Raw genomic sequence first — 20,465 nt, 5'->3', positions numbered from 1 at the left:
CAATTCTTACATAGGTAATATCAGTGACAAGTTTTGATTTAGCTGCCACTGCTGTAAATTCACGATTGAGAATATTGGGAAAGATATTAGATGCTTTACGACCGAAGAACGGCCTCTTCTTACGAATTACGGAACGTATGTTTAGCTCTCTCATGAGTCTACGTACTTTCTTACGATTTAGTGGGATTCCTTCCTTACGCAAAGCCGTACGCATACGATTGTAGCCAAAATAGGGCCGTAGACGATGAATAGCTAGGATATGTTCCTTTAATTCGGTATCCTTATCCATACGGGATTTACGTGCTTCAATATTCAATCTCCACTTGTAGTATCCTGCTCTCGATACTTCGGCGATTCGACATAACATCACGATGGGATAAATATGTTTCATCTTTTCGATGGTTCTGTACCTGGCTTGCTTATCCAACTTCCCTCCCCATGTAGATTCGGATTGCGCTTTTTTAGATATTCAACTTGTGCTTTCAAGTGCCTATTTTCATCTTCAATACTGCTAAAGTTTTTCTTACTCCAACGACCACGGAAGTCTTCAAACGTTTCTCCTGCCTGAAATTTCCGTACCCAGTTAACAATCTGTGCATCACTTTTAATTCCATAGCGTTCCTTTATTTGAGAGAGAGATTGTCCTTCCTCAACCCGTAAACGTACAACCTCTTTCTTTATTTCTTCCGTATACTTTGTAAACTTCTGTCCTTTTGTAGCCATGAAAAAATCCCCTCCGATCAACAGTGTTAAGTCCATAATATCATGAACTCTTTTTTCACTGTCTACCGTAAGGGGATAATACCAAATAGGGCCACAGGCGTCCTCTTTTATTACATAATCAGCATGAATTAGTAAGGTGCTATGGCATCCCGCAATGAAATTGCGTGAAATCGCAGTTTTATTTTCGATGAAAATTGGAAAAAACAGGAGTAAGGTAAGTTTAAACTCTAAGCAAGGAGACGACCCGATGGATAAACAAACCGTTGGAACGGATGAACTGAAGTATCAGGTGACCCATGCCCGGATGAGAATGCTCACAAACCTATTTAAGAATAACGCGAAGCTTACTTACCCAAGTCTACGGCATGAGATGATCCCCATCGGCATTAGGCCAGATACAGGTCAACCGGTGAAGGTTCCCTATTTATTTGTGCGATTGTTAGATAGTAATCCCTCGAATACACTCCGTTCCGTTTTGAACAAAGGGGGGTACGATATGGCAATTAGAGATGAATCGGGTATGGTGACTCAATTTTTATGTCTCTATACGGGTCCTCCTTCCTGTTACAGGCTTTATTGGTATGACGAAAGGGGAGAAATGACTTCCAAGACCTTTGTCCGAAACACACCTTGGAATCAATTGTTCCCAGCATTAAAAGCGACCAGGGAAATCGAGTGTCTTCTAATCGTGGCAACGCATATCAAACTTCTAGATACGCAAGAAGGATCGCGAATTGAACTCGGTTCCTATGCAGCGAAGCACATGACACATCTATGGACAGAACGCTCAGCTTCGGCAGGGTATATCTTAAAGAATGTAGGACATTTTCATGAGAAAAAGGTGCTTGAGTTAATTGGCGCTGATGTGAATGAACAGCTTGTACTGTCATGTCTTGTGAGATTAGAAGAACATTAATTCAGATCAAAGGGTGGGAGGTTAGAAGATGAGTCAGGAAGAGGTAATGAATGTACAACCCAATAAGGAAGGTGCTCAAGGAATTAAGCTTGTATGGCTCATGTGTATTGGAATATTCTTATGCATGATCGATACGACCATTATGAATATTGCCTTACCGAGCATTCAACAGAACTTGAACGTATCTTTGGAAAAAATGTCTTGGGTGCTCAACGTGTATACGATGTCCATTGCCGTGCTGGCAATCCCTCTTGGCCGTTTTGCGGAGTTGCTTGGTAGAGGGAAAGTATATGTTGGCGGACTGGTTATTTTTTGCCTAGGCTCCTTATCATGTGCAATGGCAGTTAATGGTGACATGCTGATCGCATCCCGATTTATACAAAGCATCGGTGCAGCGATCTTGCTGACCAGTAGCTTCACGATTGGAGTATCGGCCATGCCGATTGAGAAACGTGGTGTGGCCTTGTCCATTCTGGGGATTATGCAGGGATTGTCAGCAGCAATGGGACCGACTATTGGGGGAATTATTACACAGAACCTCAGCTGGAAATGGATTTTCCTTGTTAATGTGCCTTTTAGTATTATCGCTCTAGTCTTGGTCATTCGGATGCTGAATCTTCGCAATGAACCAAGAGTTAAGGCACGTATTGATTGGATGGGTCTAGTACTATCTAGTACGGCTATCTTTACACTGACGTTATCCCTCATTAAGGGAGGAGCTTGGGGATGGGGGAGTGGGAAGTCACTGATATGTTATGCACTTGCAGTGATTTCCTTTGTAGCATTTATCCTAATAGAGCGGCGTTTAGCCTATGCCATGGTGAATTTGAAGCTATTCCGTGATCGTTTCTTTGTTGGATCATCGTTACTAATGATTGTCGGTAATGTATTCCTGATTGGTGTCATGGTCCTTCTGCCAACGTTCCTCACTCGATTGATGGATAAAACTGAATTTGCCGCTGCGTTAATGGTGACGCCGATCTCGTTTATGATATTTCTGATGGCACCCATTGCCTCGGCATTGATTCGAATGTTTGGTAAAACCGTAGTTATTATTTCTGGATTTGTCTTGATGGGATTCTCCTACTACCTGCTCAGTCATTTGGGAACTGCATCTTCGGTCTCTGAAGTAGTGGTCGCCTGTCTGCTTTTGGGAACAGGTTACGGCCTTATTGTAGGACCCATTACTGTAATGAGTGCATCCAATTTCGAAGGAGAGATGCTCGCTGCCTCCCAAAGTGTTATCCAAATGTTCCGGCAAGTGGGGATGGTGCTAGCCATTTCGATCTTCGTAGCTCTTCTAACGTCCAATTTGAAGGATAGTGAAGCTAATAGCTTAAGTTATGCGAAGTCACAGCTTGATGAATTGAAAGTGGACCAAACTGTTAAGCAAAATGTGCTGCAGCGTGTACAAGAAAGAATCAATGAGCAGAACGTGAGTGTAGATAATACAGTAGGGAAACAGGAGGAGGCGTATGTAACACCTCAGGAGCGTCAGAATTTAATTGATCTGAATGTGGGGCAGCAGTTAGCTAAAGTTCCTACAGGTAAGCGTGAGGCTGCGAAAGCAGCTATCGTTACTGCGGTTACCAAAAAGGTTGATGATAATATCAAGCAGATTACAGACACGCTAACCACCTACTCTACTAAAGTTAAAAGTTACACCGTAAATGCGATGGCTAATAGTTTTGCTAGTCTCTATCACTTCTTTATGCCATTTATTTTCTGCTTCGCATTGTTAGGTTTTATATTTGTTGAGAGACGTGTTCGAGTAGTACGGGAGCAGCAAAGCAAGATATAGCATCCGAAACCATAGGCTAAAACATGACTAAAATCAATGCCTAAACATAGAAAAACACCACTCTGCAAGGGATTATGGTCATACCCCTGTCAAGTAGACAGATGAAAAAAGCTATGCAGCCAGCGCGTGCCGAAACTCAATCGGCGCGCGCTGTTTGAGTTTAGTCTGAAACCGTTGATAGTTATAAAAGTAGATATAATCTTCAACGGCTTGATGTATCTCGGCTTCTGACTTAACTGATGAAGATACAACTTCTCTGTCTTGAGATGCGGAAAGAAGGAGCGTTATCCAGGCAGGTTGCTTTGCGAGAGTGGCTGCCTTTGACGCTGAATGCTTCTAGTCGTGTGTTGTACGCTTGAGATGTATATTGGAAGCCCTGATCCGAATGGAGCACGGCTTCTGATACGTCTCTTTTTCTTGTCCACTGATCGATCGTATCTAGTACGAGTTTAACATCGTTACGATCGGATATTTGCCAAGCTACGATTTCATTGTTAAATAAGTCCTGAATCGCAGACAGGTAATAAAAGCATGTACCATTGGAGATATAGGTGATATAGGTGATATAGGTGATATAGGTGATATAGGTGATATAGGTGATATAGGTGATATAGGTGATATCTGTGACCATCTTTTATTGAGGGCCTGTAGCATGAAATTGACGCTTCAATCGGTTAGGGTATACGACAGAAGGTGTATAATTGAATCGTTGTCGTTTCTTTCGAATCACGGATTGGATGGATAATTCTCTCATGAGCCGCGCTACTTTTTTGTGGTTGACACGATAGCCTGCTTCCCATAAAGCCGTCATCATACGAGGATATCCAAAATAAGAATGAACGGAATGGATAGCCATCGTGTGTTCTTTGATTTCATGATCACGCATTTGTTTTTCAATATGCTGAGACCGTGTAGCACGCCATTTGTAGTAGCTGGCCCTGGGTATACCTGCAATGGCTAGTAAGCGTGAGACACCGTGTAGACCACGAAGCTCTTCAATTACTTGATAGCTGTCTTGCTGACTGAGGATGCCTCCTTTACCAGATTTGGATACTGCTTTTTTAGGTAGTCCACCTGTGCCTTCAGATAATCTCGTTCTTGCTCTACAGTGTCAAATACTGTACGGGGGCGTCCTTTAAGAGGATTAGATTGCCCCTTACGCACATCGAATTTCTCCCCATTCAGCCATTTTCTTACCCATACCTTTAATTGTGTGGAATTTCTGATTTCTAACTTTTTTGCTACAACTTCATAGCTCGATGATCCTTCTATGTAATCTTTTACTGCCTCTAATTTGAATTCATCCGTATACTATTCATTCAGAGCTAAATTTACATTTTTAATGCAATAGATTTATGTGTATTTATTAATATATTTGGTATAATATGTATGAATATATCATCCTTATTTTACTTATTTGGTTTATTGGAACTTGGTGCAGTCATACATAACGACTTTAATGGGAAGGTGGTTATGGTCAATGCAAAGTTATGTGGAGAAGATTGAGGAACAGCTTTATGAATTAGTTAGAAACCATTTTAAGACAGACCTTGCCTTCTATGCCTTGCAGTTCCTTGAGCATAAATGCAAGGAGAAGCATTTATTTGGGGGCTTAACCGTGCTTCACTACAGGATGTTTGGTGGTCAATCAGAGCTTATTTATAGGGTGGCTGCCGCTATGGAGCTTGCGATTCTATCACTAGATATCTTTGATGATTTACAGGACGAGGATCAGCAAAACATCATATGGAGACAATGCCCACAAGCGATTGCGATGAATGCAGCTCTGGGGTTCATTCTGCTAGCCCGTCAATCATTGATGAGTAGTGGGTTCGATACGGAGCGGCTCCTTCAAGTAGAAGCATGCTGGGATCGATCTCTGCTGACAGCTGTGAATGGGCAGACGACAGACTTGCTTAACCGAATTGTGACAGAAGAGGAATACTACCTGATGATTCGAGAGAAGTCAGCATCACTTGTTGTGATGGCCTGTATGACGGGTACACTGCTTTCAACGGGGCAATGGAACGAAATCGTTGAGAAGTATGCATGTGAATTGGGCTTTGCTTCACAATTAAAGAATGACATTCGAGATTTGGTGAATTGGGATTCTAAAAATGACTTTTTGCAGCGGAAACGGACGTTACTCACCCTATACCTGATGAAATATGCACCACCAGATCAGGAATGGATTCGTCATTATTTTGAGAGCAATATCGATATTGGTGATCCGATGCAGCGTAAGGAGGAAATTGAAGAACTCATTCATTCCACGGGAACATTTCTGTATTCTAAAGTACAAATGAAGCTGTATTACTATGAGTTTCTAACCACGATTGAGCAGCTTGATGTAGAGCCCAAATGGCATAATCAGATTCGCGAGTTCATTGGATAATAGAACGCAAGTACCACATGCGGTCTGCGCAGAAGTTTTGCGTGGATTACGGGCATCATTATCGTTTTAAGCTGCATTTCCCTTTGATATATTGAAATCAAGAGGTTAAGTTTCAAATCCAAATTAAAGGGGATACGGCTCATGTTAAAAGAAATCGTTCAATTGTTAATGAAGGATCTTAGTCAAGTGGAAATGTTCAAGAGTGGAAAATTACAATTTGCGGGTATCTCCCCAATGGAACATCGGGCTTTGCAGGATGTACTTAATAGCAAGGGAAGCTTTAAACTGTTATTATGGGGAACGTAAATAGGGCTTGCTGAATGGCGAAAATCCGCCTAAAAACCGCATAACAACAAGGGATTTGGGCTCTATCTGTCGAATATATATGCAAAGGAACCCGTAAAGATGGTTCGAAATCCTTGCAGATGGAGTGACGAATTTGTTTAAGCCGACAGCGCACCTCGAATACCAAATGATTTTACCAGGCGATTTATTTCTGCCCTTTGGTGGGACGCTCGACAAAGAGAATCGTTGGGTCCAGTTGGCGCAGTTGGTGCCGTGGGCATAAGCCGAGAAACGATATGGCGATTTCTTCAATGACACGCTTCGTGGTCAGCAAACGATCAGTCTGCGCATGGGACTCGGTGCACTGATCATCCAAGAGCGAATGCAGTTGACCGACCGATAGACCTTCGGGTCGATCAGCGAGAATCCGTACATGCAGTACTTCCTCGGTCTGCCCGGATTCGTGATGAAGCAACCGTTTCATCATTCCATGATGACGCATTTTCGGAAGCGTCTCATGGATGTGCTCGTGGAACTTAACGAGCTCGTGGCCGTCGAAGGCGCGAAGGACGATGATAACAACGATGGACCGAGCGGCGGCGCGCAAGGCAAAGCGATCAGACGCCAGCTCGGTTATGTTGGACGGAATTTGGAGATCATCGCGGGTCAGGCAAAGGCGCAGCCCCTAACGCTGCTTGGCTGTCAATCCTACCGAGACTTGCTTGTGATAAGCGAGCTATACCGGCAGCAGCTTCAAATGTATAAGGAGCGCTCTCATCAGATTGAGGACCGGATCGTCAGTATCCGCCAGCCACATATCAGGCCCATCGTACGCGGCAAAGCCAAGGCACGCGTCGAGTTCGTAGCTAAGATCGCAGTGAGCATAACAAAAGGCTATGCCTTCCTTGATCGCCTGTCTTGGGACAACTTCAACGAGAGCACAACACTCGTTGGCGTGGTTGAGCAGTACCGCAAGCGCATGGGATACTACCCCGCAGTCGTTCAGGCAGATCAGATTTACCGCACTCGCGAGAACCGGAGTTTCTGCAAGACACATGGGATTCGGCTCAGCGGACCAGCATTAGGATGAAAGCCCAAAAACGGCCCATCAAGTGAAGAGAAACAAATGATCAAACGTGACACTGGCGAACGGAACGCGATAGAATGCAAAATTCGGAGAAGGCAAGCTCAAGTACGGGCTTGGCTGTATTCGAGCAAACCTCGCCAAGACTAGCGAATCCGTCATTATGCTGCAACTGCTAGTGATGAACCTGGAGCACAGGCTCCGCGTTCTTTTTTGCCTTATTTTCGCGATGCTGCCTCGCCGCCTAGTCCCAAAATTCGCTTAGATTATTGTTCAGCAAGCCCTAAATAGCAATCAATGGAGGTTATTTCTTCTGAGGACCTTGATAAATTATAGATTCTTTATCGCTCTGCTTTTACTGTCAGGGGTATTAATGGTTCATCTTACGTTCGCGTCTATAGACTATCGAGAGATCGGAATTAAGTTAAGTATAAATAATGAGGGGCATTATATCGTTAGGAGCTTGTCACCAACAGGTGCTGCTTCTAAATTTTTTCATGTAGAGAAGGAAGATCAGCTTCTAAGTGTGAATGGTGAAGACCCAAATCTGTATCCCGAGATACATTCTAACCGAAGCATATTAGGAGCGAATGAAGCATCATTCCTTCGCCATCATCCCGATGGAACGAGTGAAACCTACAATATATATATTTCAGATGCACCGCTCACCTTTTCTTGGATTGGAGATTTAGCAGTACCAGGAGCCACCTTAATCATATTTTTTATATTAGCTTTTTTCTTGTATTCAAGGAAGAAGAATGATCCTGTAACCAAATTACTTATTGCTTACTTTCTGGCTATTGGATTTACGGATTATAGCGCTGTAGCATCCGCTTCGGGAGATATCATAGGTGGCTTTTTCCTTCAGAATGGGTTGGCAATTGTACCTGTACTTTTTTTACATTTTATCTACGTCTACCTACATAAATATAATATTCAGTTTCTGAATAAGAAGACGCTGGTACTACTTTACGTATTTTGGAGCTTTATTGTCTTAGATTGGGGTATTTTTAATTTCACCTCACTTTCAAATGAAATATATTATTACATTGAATTTAATAGTAGCGTGATCTTCTTTCTGGTAAGTAGCTTATATACGATTTACAAGTTATTTAAAACCCTGCGAAGATATAGGGACACTCCGGTAAAGTCTATTATTAAGTTGATTTTAACAGGTCAGGTTGTGGCTTATACGCCATTAATTATATTAACGTTTGTACCCTTCATTTTTAATGTGTATTTTATCGCCTCGAAGTACACAACGGCTTTTCTTCTGATTTTGCCTTTTATTTATTTCTATATCATTATGGCTGAACGGTTTCTTGATATTGAGATCGCACTTACGAAATTCAAATACTATTCACTAATTACGTTTATTCCCGCGATCTTCTTTCTACTTGTCTTTATGGCAATTTTCCATAATGAACATGGAATAGCGATCCGCTGGATTCAGATGTTCCTTATATTCCACTTCGGTTTTGTTACATTCTTATACATCAAAGAAAAGATGGATATTCGTATCAAACCTAGGTTATTTAAACAGCTGTATGATTTCCAGTCTAGTCTGGATCGCTTTTCCAAAAATATTTCAAAGGTCATGAAACGTTTTGACTTGGAGATGTATCTTCATCAAGAGATCAAGCGCACATTACCAGTAAGAAGGGCTGAAGTGATCGTGCTTCATCAAGATCAGGAAGGCTGGCGTTTGCTAAAAGAGGGTAGGGAGTCCCAAGTTGATGATCGGGTTATAGAGGTGCTCTTAAATCCAACTGATGAGTATATATTAGGTGAACAAGTCTCTGTTCCGCAGGGGCTATGCTATGTAATTGGGCAAAACGGATCTAATAGCTATGTGCTATGGGTTGATAATAAAGAAAACTTCTTAAAGTTTAATTCGGAAGAATTGAATTGGCTCCGTGTGATGGTTAACTACTCGAGCATCGTATATGAAAATTTATTTTTAATTGAAAGGTTGGTTCATGATTTGGAGGCCGATATGCAAAAACATCAAAGTTCTTCTCCGTGGATGCTGCGGTTGTTGTTTGGTTTATCTGAGAATGAGCGCCGTAAGCTGGCTTCAGACCTACATGATTCAGCATTGCAGGAGCAGTTAAATTGGTATCGTAGGCTTGAAGTCATTTTGGCTGATTACGATTTGAAGGATGATCTTCGTGATAAGCTATTTGATATTAAGGAAGGTCTGCTGGATGTAATCCACCAGATTCGAGAAACATGCAACGAACTAAGACCACCACTACTTAAAGAATTGGGCATAGCCGACTCATTAAATCATTTATTCGAATATGCACAATTAAGAAATAATTACGCGATCGATTTTCGGTACGAACCTCTCCGGAGTCCGTTATCTGATGAGCAGACACTTGCGCTATATCGAATTGTGCAAGAGCTACTTCGAAATGCAGGTAAGCATGCGATCGCATCTCGAATTGTGATCGAGCTTTGTGAGCAAAACGGCGGTATTGATTTCAAGTATCAGGATAATGGTAAAGGGATGCAAATCGAGGATATCGTTGAGTCATTTGATTATATGGGATTATCCGGAATCAGGGAACGCGTGGTCAGCATGGAGGGGCATGTGGAATTCGAGTCCGTTATAGGCGAAGGATTCATAGTTAATATTCATTTTCCTTTAGAGTTACCTGAAATATCGGCAAACAGAGGAGGAAGCAACAATGATTCGTATCTTACTGGTTGATGATCACCCTTCTGTTGGTGAAGGGACCAAAACGATGCTAGAGCAGGACCCTGAAACCGAAGTGATCGTGCTCGTTTCACCTGTTGAGGCACTTGAGGTGCTGAAGAACGAAACATTTGATGTTTGTCTCTTTGATCTCAATATGCCCGTGTTTAGTGGCATCGAATTGACGAAACGAATATTGAGTATGTATCCAGATACGAAAATTCTAATCTATACAGGTTATGAAATCAGTTCGCACTTTAATTTACTTGTTGAGTCGGGTGCCTGTGGTTTTATTAGCAAAACCTCTACTCGTGAGCAGCTAAATAACGCTATACGCTGTGCTCTGCGCGAGGAGTCCGTGATTCCTGTTGGATTGCTGAAGCAATTGCGTAGAACGGAAGTTAGGCTTTCACAATTAAAAAGCGAAAAAGCTCATGATGATGTATCTATTAATAAAAAGGAACAAGAAATATTGCAAGAGGTTGCTTTAGGGAAAAGTAACAAGGATATTGCAGGTCGATTGTTCTTTAGCCAAAGAACGGTTGAATACAATTTGACAAGAATATTCCAAAAGCTGAAAGTTAGCTCAAGATCCGAAGCGATCGTTGAGGCGAGTCGGCTGGGTCTCGTTCATTTACAGAAATTTGAGTAATAGAGAGGGACTAACGCTAGGAATTAATTTATTGTTAAATAAAAAGGGCTGTTTTGCTAATACGTAGCGAAACAGTCCTTTTGGGTATCTTTATAAGAATATCAAGCAATATACTACTTATCAACACGCGTGGAATAAGGCAAATAAATGGAAGGAGAAATGGCCTGAACTTAATATTATTAGTTGGAATGAAGATGAGTTTTAAGGAAATTTTCGAGAAGAAGGACCTTCGCCTAACATTACAACTTTACGTCGTCGCTGACGTTCCTCGGTCACCTAGAGTGTTTATGCAACATATATGATATGAGTCGATGAAGGAAGTAAAACAAATTGAAAGGGGTGGTTTCTATGAATAATAAAATGATTCGTAATATTGTTGTATTTGTTATGGTTGTTGTTTTCAGTGGATGGATAGGAGTACTTGTGGACTCAATACTTCCCGAGCAGCCTAAAGGTGATACTCTCGGTATGGGGGTATGGCTGGTGTTGCCTATGTTAACTGTAATTACAATAATATTAATGTCAAAGTTCGATTGGAAAGATATTGGCCTCAAGCCGAATTTGAAAGGAAATACAAAATGGTACTTAACTTCTGTCTTGATTTATCCTGTTGTAACCGTAATCGTATTGATAATCGGAGGGTCAACAAATTGGATTGACTTGTCAGGACTTGATCTCAAAGCTTTGATGTGGGCATTTAGCAGTACATTGTTAATTGGTTTTATTAAAAATATATTCGAAGAGCCTGTTTGGCGTGGCTTTCTTACATCACAACTCGTTAAATTAAATCTTAGGGACTGGAAAATCTATCTCATAGTGGGATTCGTTTGGGGAATATGGCATATTCCATATTACTTGTTCTTTTTACTGGAGGCAGATTTACAAGTGGTGTTACCCGTCAACCGAGCTATATTTATTATTGTATCTATAATAACAATGACGTGTTGGTCTGTAATGTATATTGAGCTTTATAGGGTAACAAAATCAATTTGGCCGTGTGTTATATTACATACGGTAGAAGATTCACTAATAAATCCTTTAGTTATATCAGGTTATATCAGTATAGCATCAGGTAAAGAAATTCTAATCTCACCGATCAGCGGAATCATTACTTCTATTTTATATCTAGCTATTGGACTAGGAATAAGAGCATATAGAAGACACTCAAACAAATTAACTATCACTAAAGGTATTGAGCATAATCTTAGCTGAAACCCTGAAATTTATGCTTATAAAGACTGGTTTTACCTCTCAAATCCGAGTGTCTTAGATAATTAAAAATTTCGAGGTAGGTGGGATCTACTTGGTTACAAGCGCTCAATAATAGATGGATCAACTGGCGAGAGACTAACAGTACTGGATAATGATCAAGTGACAAATATACTGGGGCGAATAAAGGATGAATCAATAATTCCGGCAGAAAATCAAGAGGGATCAGTCGGATATAGATTTAGAGTCATATTCTATGAGAATGAAAAATTAACACTGGACTTCATTCCAAATCAAATACAGGGCATTTATAATAAATCTAATGAAAAGCTAAATCGGAATTTAAAGGAAGTATTTGAAAAATATTTTGATAGAAAATTCTAGGAAGACTTCAATCTCTGCCAACATAGCATTACCACAGAAGGTCAGTGTCTCTTAGTCAGCAAGAGGAAGTCTTGAAGAAGTTAACACAGAGAGGAAATTAAAAGAAAGTTCAAGGATTCAATCACGTAACAATAAACGTTAGAGATCTAGAGATATCAATAAACTTTTATACAGGTATTCTTGGACTAAATATGAGGCACAGAGGGAACAAGGATGCATATTTAGAGTGGGGAAGTGCATGGATTTGTTTGATTGAACGAGATCATTATAGTGAGCATGCAGAGGAACAAGCAGGAGTTGATCATGTTGCATTTTATATTCCAGAGGAGGATTTCGATGAAGCAGTAAAATTACTTCAAGATAATCATGTGAAAATAGTAAGGGAAGCAATTAAGCGTGGTACTGGATGGTCAATTAACTTTTTGGATCCAGATGGAACTCAACTTGAATTACATACATCAAACTTAGAGGAACGAATGAAGGTATGGATATAGTAAGAGCAAGATTGGATTTAGAGTATAACAAATGATGAGGCATATACACCTCGCAGAATCCCACCTGAGAGTAAGTGGGGTTCGTCTTGAACCACCGAACGTTTTTGGAACTCTCTGGAGTGAAAAGCGTCTTATTAAATAGCGGTGAATGGATTGATATAATAACGAGAACGTAAAAAAAGGGGATTTACTAATGAACAACTGCTTTCGAATCGACAGCGATATAAATCGTAGTCTTACGTTGATGCAAACCAAACAATCAGCTCTTAACGTTTTGAATGAATATGATGTGGACTGGAGCTCCATCCATTTCATTCAATTATCAGAGCATGTTACCTTCCGCATAGAGAGCAGCGACGGGGAAAAGTTTTTGCTCCGCATTCACCCGGAGAGTAAGTCGCGGGAGGAAACCGTATCCGAACTGGAATGGTTGGCGACTCTTAGGTATAAGGGTATTATCGTGTCCGAAGCCGTGCTGAACCGAAGAGGGGCTTTCGTCACAGATACGGCTACAAGCGACGGGCAACTTTATTATGCGACCTTGTTGAAATGGATCGAGGGTGAGCACGTGGATAAAAGGGCACTTACAGTTGAGAGAATTCGAAAAATGGGTGCACTGATGGCGAAACTTCACGAGGCAAGCTCAGATTTTTGTCCATACAAAGGCTTTACACGCCCTTCTTGGGGTAGAAAAAGCTTTCAACGGGACTGGGAGCATTTGCAAATGCATTACCGGCATTTCATTTCAGATGAAGCCTTTAATTTATACACCACGGCTGCAGATAAAGTGGAAAATCATCTCGAAATGTTGGAACCAACTGGAAGTAATTATGGGATGATTCATGCAGACTTACACAATGGCAATGTCGTATTCCGAGACGACGAACCGTATGCCATCGATTTCGGTAGGTGTGGTTTTGGCTATCATCTCTATGATATGGCCCAGTCAATCATGGGGTTACTTCCTCTCCAGAGAGAGATTTTCATAGAGGGGTATGAGCAGATCAGAAAAATGGATGAGAATTCTATATCAATATTGGAGAGCTTCTTTGTCATGGCTATCATCGAGGCATACAGCTTCCATGCTGAGATAGAGATTGAGACAGAAGGTCTGATCGAAGAGCAACCCTATGCGCAAGCGATATTGAGAGCATACATAAATGGGGTGCCGTTCATGTTTCAGCCACTTGATGAGACCTCCTTAAGTTAGGCAAATTAATTGATTTTGAAAGTTAGAAAGATAAGTATGCTTTAAAAGAAGGTGAGGTGGACGGAATTACTTTTAGTTTAGTGATTGCTCTGCTTGTCTCCTGCTCTTCATCCCGAGTTTCACCCAATGATACAGCCATATGGGGTGCTATGCATCTCATTCTGCATGGTTAATACTGCTGAATAAACAAACCATTTCCCAATATTAACGTTAAATATAATAGGATTAACCATTAAGGGGACGGGACGAAATGGAAGTAACTGGAATTAAAGGGTTCTCTATTATAAGCCGTTTCGTTCCGATTTATTTATGCGCTCTCATTCTAATATTGGGAAGCGTATCTATATGGTTCTTAAGTAAAGACGGTAGTATTTCAGAAGGATTTAAGTACTTTCAAATACCTGCAGATAATGGGATTACGCTACATGTGCTTCAGACAGAACCAAGTAGTATTTCGCTTAACAGCATAGACGACAACGTCGTGCGGTCAGGAACCAATGGAATCAATGGTGGATTCTTTTGGGGGAATCATTTGTTGAGCATTGCGGTTATGGATGGCCTGCCCGTAAACGGAAGTCCTAAAGAATACGGCTCAGGTTGGTTTAACGTCAAATACGCCCGAGGAACCATTCTTTACGATCGGGTAACAAGGAAGATCGAGGTGCAACGAGCTGCAAGCGTCGACGATCTGGATATGACAGACGCAACGAAGTTCTGGGCGCAGGGCGGAGTAAGTATGAATTTAAAGGACGATAGCAAGTGGTATAACCTAGCCGTCAAAGAAGAAAGACTTCCGTTTCCTGATGACGAACGCCTTCGCAGTGCAATGGCCTACGATAATTCAGGGAAAATATATCTGGTGGTCACTTCTACCAAATGTACGGCGGAACAATTTCGCACTGCTATTAAGAGCAATATTGCTGATGGAAATTTGAATGAGGCTATATTTTTAGACGGGGACGGATCCTCACAACTACTTGCTGGTAATATGAAACTGGAGGGTGATGCCCGAACGGTGCTACAGATGATCGTGGTCAACGGGGAAAGTCACTAGAAAACGTCTAGCGATAGTTATATCAACGGAGAAATGATATTTTTATTAGAAAAGGGGTAATGCAAGTGGTTAATATAAGGGAAATCAAAGATGAAGACGCAGAAAATCACTTATCCTTGTGTATCAAACTTGATAATGAAACAAAGTTTATGCTTTATGAACCAGGGGAGAGAACCACGACAGTTGAACGTCATAGAGAGTTTGTACACTCTCAAATCACGTATGAAGACTCAACTATTTTTGTCGCAGAACATGATAATCAACTCGTTGGGCATCTCATCGTAAATGGCGGAAAAGTTAAAAGAATTAAGCATGTTGGATATATAGTTGTTGGCATATTAAAAGATTATACAAGCCAAGGGATTGGCACAGAACTATTTAATACTCTTGAAAATTGGAGAATAGGGTCAGGAATAAAGAGACTTGAATTATCTGTAATGGTTCACAATGAAGCTGCAGTATCTCTTTATAAGAAAATGGGATTTGAAATTGAAGGCATAAAGAAAAAGTCATTGAATATCGATGGAAGGTACATAGATGAATACTATATGGGAAAGACGTTTAATTAAATGTAACTTAGGAGGCGATACCATTGGAAACCATTCATAACATGTTTGAACATTTAACTTGGGCTAATCAAAGCATTCTAGAAGCATTGCAAAATGCAGAAGTAGGAGAGCAGGAACTAAGGTTACTTTCTCATATTTTGAATGCTGAACAGGTATGGCTAACTAGATTAAAAGGTATGGATAGTTCACAAATGCCCATCTGGTCGGATAGTGATATACCAATCTGTGCAAAACGAATTAAACAAAATGAAGAAGATTTCAAAACATATCTTGATGAAATAGCTACAACTGACCTAGATAACTTAATAACATACAGAAATGGTAGTGGTAAAGCGTTTAAAAATTCTATACGAGAAATATTAATTCACGTAGCACTTCATGGTCATTATCATCGAGGACAGATTAACTCGCGACTTCGAGCAAATGGTAATGAACCAGTTAATATTGATTATATTACTTTCACAAGATAGAGATGAATCTCGTCAGGTGGATCGATGTAAGAGATTAAGGGGTTTAATAGATGATAATCAAGAAAGGGAAATTCCTATGACAAAAGGAAATATTATATTTCTAAACGGAACCTCAAGTTCCGGAAAGACCAGTCTAACTAAGAAGCTTCAAGAAATGTTAGTTGAACCGTTTTTTCATTTTTCACTTGATACATTTGAAGACATGGCACCTAAAAAGCACTTGAACCAAGATTTCTGGGCTACTCTTAGGATGAGTGTTTCTGGAATGCATAAAAGTATCGCTGCATTTAGTGAATCAGGGTTAAATGTAATTGTTGATCACGTAATATTAGATATTCCAGAAATGGAAGGATGGTTGGATGAATGTGTTACCCACATGCATGCCCTACCAGTGTTATTTGTTCAGGTAAATTGTCCTTTAGTAGAATTAGAAAGACGGGAAAAAGAACGAGGAGATAGAGATATTGGCCAAGCTAAATCTCAATTGGAGCAAATATATGGTCGTGAGATATATGATCTTGAAGTAAATACCTATGAAAATTCATTAGAAGAATGTGCTCAACAAATCATCGATAACTTACAAGTATTGATAGATATCAATGCATTCAATAGAATGTATGGTGAAAAAGCAATTTAAAAATTACTTAAAACGACGTCGCTTTACAAGCCATTGTCTACTCACTTCTTGAACGGGAATGGTTACAAGATAAGTCTAATCATTAATCAAGAAAATCAAGATATTGAGGAAAGTGAGATCAATTATGAACATATCAATACGACAAATAACTGAAAATGACCCTAAAATTATTTCGGATGCTTTTAAAGAACACGGGTGGGACAAGCCTATTTCTCTTTATGAGAGATACACTATTGAGCAGAATAACGGGGAAAGAGTGACATTGATTGCCGAAGTGAATGGACAATTTGCTGGGTATGTAAATGTGATTTGGAAATCGTATTATCCTGCATTTAGGGAGGAAAGTATACCGGAAGTTAATGATTTTAACGTTTTATTAAATTATAGAAGATTAGGTATTGGCACAAAACTAATGGATCGCGCAGAAGAAATAATAAGCGCAAGATCATCGGTTGCTGGAATCGGAGTAGGTGTATTTGCTGATTATGGTAAGGCTCAAGTTCTGTATGTAAAGCGTGGTTATGTCCCAGATGGTAGAGGGTTATTTAATGGACAGCATTATGTTGAATATGGGGAAACTGTTTCAATAGACCATGATATTGTTCTCTACTTAACCAAAAAATTATAGAATCGTGTATAAGTATAAACTAAAAGTACGTAATGAAGTAGGGAGTTGTAATCTAGATGGAAGTCGCTGGAGCTTTTGTAGTATTACTATTGTGTTTAATTGGGTTTCTTATCGTTGCGGCAATTGTACGTTATGGTGTAGATTCATCAAAAACATCGAAAAAAATTGAAGATTTAATAAGTGAAGTGCATTATTTGAGAACTGAAATGAATAAACAAAATAACAACAAACAAGATGACAACAAACATATAATTGATGAGAAAGTCTAGAGTTCATATTCAACAGCGGTGTCTACGCTTATTATCAAAATTACCGGGCAGGGTTTACGCTCGGTTTTTCTTAGTTATATACTCCATTTCTCACTATGAAATTAATTGAAATAAGCTGCCAGCTTTTGAATGAGTGGGCTTCTCCTCAAATCTTGATGATAAATCAAACTATAAGAGAGTGGCATTTGAAAAGGGTATCCGATTAACTTAATTGCCTTAATACGTCCATCTAAAATATATGGATCCTCCTCAATCATCAAATTAGAAAGAATACTGACTCCTAACCCAGCCATTACTGACTTTTTTATGACTTCCGAGTTATAAGATTGAAAGAGAATGGTCTGTTCACTTGATTTGGCTGAAAAATTACGTATTAAATTCGGATAAAAATGTTCCCCATACAAAATGAAGGGCTCCTCTAATACTTCCTCTAATGTGATTTCTGAATGTAAAGCAAATCGTGAACTAGCAGAGACAAGTAAATAATATTGACTCGTTACCTGTAGGTTCTGAAAAAAAATGGATGAGCTAAAGTGACTCAAATCATGCGTTAATGCGATAAAGCCGATATCTGCTTTGTTCTGTTGAATAGCCTCTATTACTTCATTATTTTCTAGTTCCAAAATTTGATAATTCACGAGAGGGTAATCCTTTTTGAACGTCGCTAACGTTTCTGGTAGTAATGTCATAAAGAGACTTGGGATGGTGGCGATGGTGACTTCTCCAGCAAGTTGTGAAGTGCGAGATTTGATTTCTAGTTTAATCTCCTGCGTTTTTTGATAAATCTCCATGAGCTTTGGTAACAACCATATTCCGTCTTCAGTTGGAATAGTTCCATGACGTGAACGGTGAAATAAAACAACATTTAATTCCTTTTCTAATGCGGTAATTGATTGACTGATGGCAGATTGTGTGACGAACAGTTGTTGAGAAGCAATCGTAATCGATTGAAATTCTACGACAACTTTAACGTACTGCAGTTGTTCGAAATTCATTGAACCTCTCCTTATTAGTAAATCTAATGTAAAGCTTAAGTTTTATTAATTATACATTAACAAAACTTAATAATATAATAAGCAAGGCCAGTAAGATGCAAGAATGAGCTTAGAGAGGAATGTTTTAATTTTGAAACAATCAAGTATATGGAGCAAAAATTATATTTATTTATGTGGGAGTAATTTTTTAATCGGTCTTATGTTTTACATGCTTGCTACTGTTCTACCGTTATATGTACAAGTGGGTTTACACGGTGATGAGCAACAAATGGGGTTAGTCATTACCATTTATGTTCTCGGAAGTGTGTTCGCTCGACTATTTTCAGGTTTTTTTGTTGATCGATTTGGTAAGAAAAAGTTGGGAGTTATCGGATTTTCAATTTTCTTTATCGCTTCTGTTAGTTATTTTGGTGTGAAGAATGGGTTATTATTATTTTTAGTCGTACGATTTATACACGGTATGAGCTACGCAATTGCTTCTACTGCTACAAATACAACAGTTATTTCTATTTTGCCGGTTGATCGACAAGGAGAAGGGATTGGCTATTTTGGGATGTTCCTTAACCTTGCGATGGTTATTGGTCCATCACTCGGTTTATTTTTATGGAAAAGCGAAAATATATACATTATTTTAATACTAGTTTGTATTCTTTCTGCATTAGCATTATTGTTCATGTGGCGTATACAAATTCAAGAATCAACACAAGCAGCACCACAGAAGAAGCGTTCATTAACTTGGCGAGATATTATTGAAGTAAAAGCCATCCCAATTTCAATCGTTTCCTTTTGCTTATTTTTTTCTTATAGTGCATTGTCTGGGTTTTTAGCTTCATATACAAATGAACTTGATTTGTCCGCCATGGCGGGTCTATTTTTCATCTTATATGCGGTGATGATTGTAGGATTTCGTCCGTTTGTTGCAAAATTACTGGATCGGTATCCTGACCACTATTTCTTCTACCCTTCCATTATCCTGTTTGTTGCTGGGATGTTATTATTAAGTCAGGCCAACCAAGCATGGATGATTCTAGTAGCGGGAATGATGATGGGATTTAGTTACGGAATTCTAAACCCTTGTTTGCAAAATATAGCTATTAAGCAAGTATCGATAAAACGTAGTGGTGCCGCGACAGCGACTTTTTTCTTATTAAGTGATCTTGGATACGGTGTAGGCTCTTATTTCTTAGGGTTAATAGCTTCTTTTAGTAATTATCGTATGATGTACATGGGTTCAGCAATGATAGCTTTCATGGCTATAGTTGTATATTGGCTCTTCCATCATCGTACAGCAGCGAAGAAATCGGGTCAGTCTCTGCATACAGGGACAGTTAAAGATAATTAAATAAGTGGGTGATCTCGAAAATGAAGGATGCAGTTATCATTGAACCTTACAATGAGGAATGGCCTGTAATGTTTGAGTTGCTGCGCAATCAAATCGTAAATGAATTCGGAGCCTTACTAATCAGAATTGATCATATTGGATCTACTGCCATAGTTGGATTAGCTTCTAAGCCAATCATTGATATTCAAATGTCTGTAAACGATCTAAACGATATTGAAGAAGTTAAAAGGGGACTTTGTAAACTAGGATTCCATTATAGGCAAGATAACTCAGACCTGACTAAGAAATATTTTAGAGAAACACAGGGAATGAGAAGAACCCACATTCATGTTAGAGAATCGGGGAGTTGGTCAGAACAATTCAATCTATTGTTTCGGGACTTTTTAAGAGAACATGAGACTGAAAGAAATGAATATGCACAAGCCAAATATGATCTAGCAAACCAATTTAGAGATCAAAGAGAAAGATACGTTGAAGGAAAGACTGAAATCGTATGGAAAATTATGATGAAGGCAAATAAATGGAGTCAAGAGATCGGGTGGAAATAGGGGGGATTACAATATGGAGATTTCTCTAGTCAAATCGGGATTAAGTGAAGCATCAACTATTCATGAAATGCAGATCAAAGCTTTTCCCAAAAGGCATTT

Annotated in this window: 24 protein-coding genes and 3 pseudogenes; 19 read left to right on the top strand and 8 right to left on the bottom strand. The window is 39.6% G+C overall.

Annotation, left to right across the window (positions count from 1 at the left end; all coding sequences use genetic code 11):
- Positions 1-427, bottom strand: a 427-nt coding sequence (locus AC1D7X_RS16970; protein ID WP_495475716.1) for an IS3 family transposase, incomplete at its 3' end; no start/stop codon positions are given.
- The gene (locus AC1D7X_RS16965) at positions 388-723 is read right to left on the bottom strand and encodes a transposase (protein ID WP_495475715.1); all 336 of its coding nucleotides are present in this window, start codon (positions 721-723) and stop codon (positions 388-390) included. The genes AC1D7X_RS16970 and AC1D7X_RS16965, both read right to left, overlap by 40 nt.
- Positions 724-970: 247 nt before the next feature.
- Here AC1D7X_RS16965 and AC1D7X_RS16960 point away from each other — a divergent pair, with 247 nt between their 5' ends.
- Together AC1D7X_RS16960 and AC1D7X_RS16955 are read left to right on the top strand one after the other, a co-directional pair.
- Complete coding sequence (locus AC1D7X_RS16960; RefSeq protein ID WP_495475714.1) at positions 971-1,639, top strand: hypothetical protein; 669 nt, start codon at positions 971-973, stop codon at positions 1,637-1,639.
- 28 nt (positions 1,640-1,667) lie between these two features.
- Entirely contained in the window at positions 1,668-3,440 is a 1,773-nt protein-coding gene (locus tag AC1D7X_RS16955; protein ID WP_495475713.1) for an MFS transporter, read from the top strand.
- A gap of 111 nt (positions 3,441-3,551) precedes the next feature.
- Here the strand turns inward: AC1D7X_RS16955 and AC1D7X_RS16950 are convergent, their stop codons facing one another.
- From AC1D7X_RS16950 to AC1D7X_RS16930, 5 genes and pseudogenes are all read right to left on the bottom strand, one after another.
- Positions 3,552-3,728, bottom strand: coding sequence for an IS3 family transposase (locus tag AC1D7X_RS16950; protein ID WP_495475723.1), 177 nt, complete (start codon positions 3,726-3,728; stop codon positions 3,552-3,554).
- A complete protein-coding gene (locus AC1D7X_RS16945) occupies positions 3,673-4,071 on the bottom strand; it encodes a transposase (protein WP_495475712.1) in 399 nt (132 codons plus the stop codon). Before AC1D7X_RS16945 ends, AC1D7X_RS16950 begins: the two co-directional genes overlap by 56 nt.
- Before the next feature lie 3 nt (positions 4,072-4,074).
- Positions 4,075-4,326, bottom strand: a complete 252-nt coding sequence (locus AC1D7X_RS16940) for an IS3 family transposase (protein WP_495475711.1) — start codon at positions 4,324-4,326, stop codon at positions 4,075-4,077.
- A 113-nt stretch (positions 4,327-4,439) separates the two neighbouring features.
- A complete protein-coding gene (locus AC1D7X_RS16935; RefSeq protein ID WP_495475710.1) occupies positions 4,440-4,604 on the bottom strand; it encodes a hypothetical protein in 165 nt (54 codons plus the stop codon).
- 18 nt (positions 4,605-4,622) lie between these two features.
- Positions 4,623-4,739, bottom strand: a pseudogene (locus tag AC1D7X_RS16930) (helix-turn-helix domain-containing protein); the annotation flags it as partial.
- A gap of 181 nt (positions 4,740-4,920) precedes the next feature.
- On the opposite strand from AC1D7X_RS16930, the gene AC1D7X_RS16925 reads away from it, so the two are divergent.
- The 15 genes and pseudogenes from AC1D7X_RS16925 to AC1D7X_RS16855 all read left to right on the top strand — a co-directional run bounded on the left by AC1D7X_RS16925 (position 4,921) and on the right by AC1D7X_RS16855 (position 17,481).
- Positions 4,921-5,835, top strand: coding sequence for a polyprenyl synthetase family protein (locus AC1D7X_RS16925; RefSeq protein ID WP_495475709.1), 915 nt, complete (start codon positions 4,921-4,923; stop codon positions 5,833-5,835).
- A 141-nt stretch (positions 5,836-5,976) separates the two neighbouring features.
- Positions 5,977-6,141, top strand: a complete 165-nt coding sequence (comX, locus tag AC1D7X_RS16920) for a competence pheromone ComX (RefSeq protein ID WP_495475708.1) — start codon at positions 5,977-5,979, stop codon at positions 6,139-6,141.
- A gap of 133 nt (positions 6,142-6,274) precedes the next feature.
- A pseudogene (locus AC1D7X_RS16915) lies at positions 6,275-7,469 on the top strand (transposase).
- A gap of 108 nt (positions 7,470-7,577) precedes the next feature.
- Positions 7,578-9,920 carry a sensor histidine kinase gene (locus tag AC1D7X_RS16910; RefSeq protein ID WP_495475707.1) on the top strand — a complete coding sequence of 781 codons (2,343 nt, stop codon included), beginning with the start codon at positions 7,578-7,580 and terminating at the stop codon, positions 9,918-9,920.
- Complete coding sequence (locus AC1D7X_RS16905; RefSeq protein ID WP_495475706.1) at positions 9,898-10,557, top strand: response regulator transcription factor; 660 nt, start codon at positions 9,898-9,900, stop codon at positions 10,555-10,557. The genes AC1D7X_RS16910 and AC1D7X_RS16905 overlap by 23 nt, the downstream gene beginning before the upstream one ends.
- A gap of 348 nt (positions 10,558-10,905) precedes the next feature.
- On the top strand, positions 10,906-11,769 hold the full coding sequence (locus AC1D7X_RS16900) for a CPBP family intramembrane glutamic endopeptidase (RefSeq protein ID WP_495475705.1): 864 nt from the start codon (positions 10,906-10,908) through the stop codon (positions 11,767-11,769).
- A 159-nt stretch (positions 11,770-11,928) separates the two neighbouring features.
- Positions 11,929-12,150 carry a hypothetical protein gene (locus tag AC1D7X_RS16895; protein ID WP_495475704.1) on the top strand — a complete coding sequence of 74 codons (222 nt, stop codon included), beginning with the start codon at positions 11,929-11,931 and terminating at the stop codon, positions 12,148-12,150.
- Positions 12,151-12,254: 104 nt separating this feature from the next.
- Positions 12,255-12,644 (top strand): annotated as a pseudogene (locus AC1D7X_RS16890) (VOC family protein); the annotation flags it as partial.
- A 193-nt stretch (positions 12,645-12,837) separates the two neighbouring features.
- Positions 12,838-13,854, top strand: coding sequence for a phosphotransferase enzyme family protein (locus AC1D7X_RS16885; RefSeq protein ID WP_495475703.1), 1,017 nt, complete (start codon positions 12,838-12,840; stop codon positions 13,852-13,854).
- Positions 13,855-14,104: 250 nt separating this feature from the next.
- The gene (locus AC1D7X_RS16880; RefSeq protein WP_495475702.1) at positions 14,105-14,908 is read left to right on the top strand and encodes a phosphodiester glycosidase family protein; all 804 of its coding nucleotides are present in this window, start codon (positions 14,105-14,107) and stop codon (positions 14,906-14,908) included.
- Positions 14,909-14,967: 59 nt separating this feature from the next.
- Complete coding sequence (locus AC1D7X_RS16875) at positions 14,968-15,477, top strand: GNAT family N-acetyltransferase (protein WP_495475701.1); 510 nt, start codon at positions 14,968-14,970, stop codon at positions 15,475-15,477.
- A gap of 23 nt (positions 15,478-15,500) precedes the next feature.
- Complete coding sequence (locus tag AC1D7X_RS16870; protein WP_495475700.1) at positions 15,501-15,947, top strand: DinB family protein; 447 nt, start codon at positions 15,501-15,503, stop codon at positions 15,945-15,947.
- Positions 15,907-16,584: a chloramphenicol phosphotransferase CPT family protein gene (locus tag AC1D7X_RS16865; protein ID WP_495475699.1), complete on the top strand. Its 678-nt coding sequence runs from the start codon at positions 15,907-15,909 to the stop codon at positions 16,582-16,584. The genes AC1D7X_RS16870 and AC1D7X_RS16865 overlap by 41 nt, the downstream gene beginning before the upstream one ends.
- A gap of 124 nt (positions 16,585-16,708) precedes the next feature.
- Positions 16,709-17,212 carry a GNAT family N-acetyltransferase gene (locus tag AC1D7X_RS16860; RefSeq protein WP_495458250.1) on the top strand — a complete coding sequence of 168 codons (504 nt, stop codon included), beginning with the start codon at positions 16,709-16,711 and terminating at the stop codon, positions 17,210-17,212.
- Positions 17,213-17,268: 56 nt separating this feature from the next.
- Positions 17,269-17,481, top strand: coding sequence for a hypothetical protein (locus AC1D7X_RS16855; RefSeq protein WP_495475698.1), 213 nt, complete (start codon positions 17,269-17,271; stop codon positions 17,479-17,481).
- Between the two features lie 101 nt (positions 17,482-17,582).
- Here AC1D7X_RS16855 and AC1D7X_RS16850 read toward each other — a convergent pair whose 3' ends face one another.
- Entirely contained in the window at positions 17,583-18,476 is an 894-nt protein-coding gene (locus AC1D7X_RS16850) for a LysR family transcriptional regulator (RefSeq protein WP_495458252.1), read from the bottom strand.
- A gap of 130 nt (positions 18,477-18,606) precedes the next feature.
- Here AC1D7X_RS16850 and AC1D7X_RS16845 point away from each other — a divergent pair, with 130 nt between their 5' ends.
- Together AC1D7X_RS16845 and AC1D7X_RS16840 are read left to right on the top strand one after the other, a co-directional pair.
- A complete protein-coding gene (locus tag AC1D7X_RS16845; protein ID WP_495475697.1) occupies positions 18,607-19,818 on the top strand; it encodes an MFS transporter in 1,212 nt (403 codons plus the stop codon).
- Positions 19,819-19,838: 20 nt separating this feature from the next.
- Positions 19,839-20,366, top strand: a complete 528-nt coding sequence (locus tag AC1D7X_RS16840; RefSeq protein WP_495458254.1) for a GrpB family protein — start codon at positions 19,839-19,841, stop codon at positions 20,364-20,366.
- Positions 20,367-20,465: the final 99 nt, after the last annotated feature.

The sequence above is a fragment of the Paenibacillus sp. Y568 genome, assembly GCF_059445545.1.
Note: the sequence above shows the minus strand (reverse complement) of the source record. Positions and strands in the feature narration are given on the sequence as shown.

Bases quoted from the DNA above. Each gene is read 5' to 3' on its own strand.
- AC1D7X_RS16840 (WP_495458254.1), top strand. From the start codon at position 19,839: ATGAAGGATGCAGTTATCATTGAACCTTACAATGAGGAATGGCCTGTA.
- AC1D7X_RS16850 (WP_495458252.1), bottom strand. From the start codon at position 18,476: ATGAATTTCGAACAACTGCAGTACGTTAAAGTTGTCGTAGAATTTCAA.
- AC1D7X_RS16900 (WP_495475705.1), top strand. From the start codon at position 10,906: ATGAATAATAAAATGATTCGTAATATTGTTGTATTTGTTATGGTTGTT.
- AC1D7X_RS16875 (WP_495475701.1), top strand. From the start codon at position 14,968: ATGCAAGTGGTTAATATAAGGGAAATCAAAGATGAAGACGCAGAAAAT.
- AC1D7X_RS16910 (WP_495475707.1), top strand. From the start codon at position 7,578: ATGGTTCATCTTACGTTCGCGTCTATAGACTATCGAGAGATCGGAATT.
- comX (WP_495475708.1), top strand. From the start codon at position 5,977: ATGTTAAAAGAAATCGTTCAATTGTTAATGAAGGATCTTAGTCAAGTG.
- AC1D7X_RS16885 (WP_495475703.1), top strand. From the start codon at position 12,838: ATGAACAACTGCTTTCGAATCGACAGCGATATAAATCGTAGTCTTACG.
- AC1D7X_RS16860 (WP_495458250.1), top strand. From the start codon at position 16,709: ATGAACATATCAATACGACAAATAACTGAAAATGACCCTAAAATTATT.
- AC1D7X_RS16855 (WP_495475698.1), top strand. From the start codon at position 17,269: ATGGAAGTCGCTGGAGCTTTTGTAGTATTACTATTGTGTTTAATTGGG.
- AC1D7X_RS16865 (WP_495475699.1), top strand. From the start codon at position 15,907: ATGAACCAGTTAATATTGATTATATTACTTTCACAAGATAGAGATGAA.
- AC1D7X_RS16965 (WP_495475715.1), bottom strand. From the start codon at position 723: ATGGCTACAAAAGGACAGAAGTTTACAAAGTATACGGAAGAAATAAAG.
- AC1D7X_RS16940 (WP_495475711.1), bottom strand. From the start codon at position 4,326: ATGCGTGATCATGAAATCAAAGAACACACGATGGCTATCCATTCCGTT.
- AC1D7X_RS16955 (WP_495475713.1), top strand. From the start codon at position 1,668: ATGAGTCAGGAAGAGGTAATGAATGTACAACCCAATAAGGAAGGTGCT.
- AC1D7X_RS16880 (WP_495475702.1), top strand. From the start codon at position 14,105: ATGGAAGTAACTGGAATTAAAGGGTTCTCTATTATAAGCCGTTTCGTT.
- AC1D7X_RS16945 (WP_495475712.1), bottom strand. From the start codon at position 4,071: ATGGTCACAGATATCACCTATATCACCTATATCACCTATATCACCTAT.
- AC1D7X_RS16925 (WP_495475709.1), top strand. From the start codon at position 4,921: ATGCAAAGTTATGTGGAGAAGATTGAGGAACAGCTTTATGAATTAGTT.
- AC1D7X_RS16905 (WP_495475706.1), top strand. From the start codon at position 9,898: ATGATTCGTATCTTACTGGTTGATGATCACCCTTCTGTTGGTGAAGGG.
- AC1D7X_RS16960 (WP_495475714.1), top strand. From the start codon at position 971: ATGGATAAACAAACCGTTGGAACGGATGAACTGAAGTATCAGGTGACC.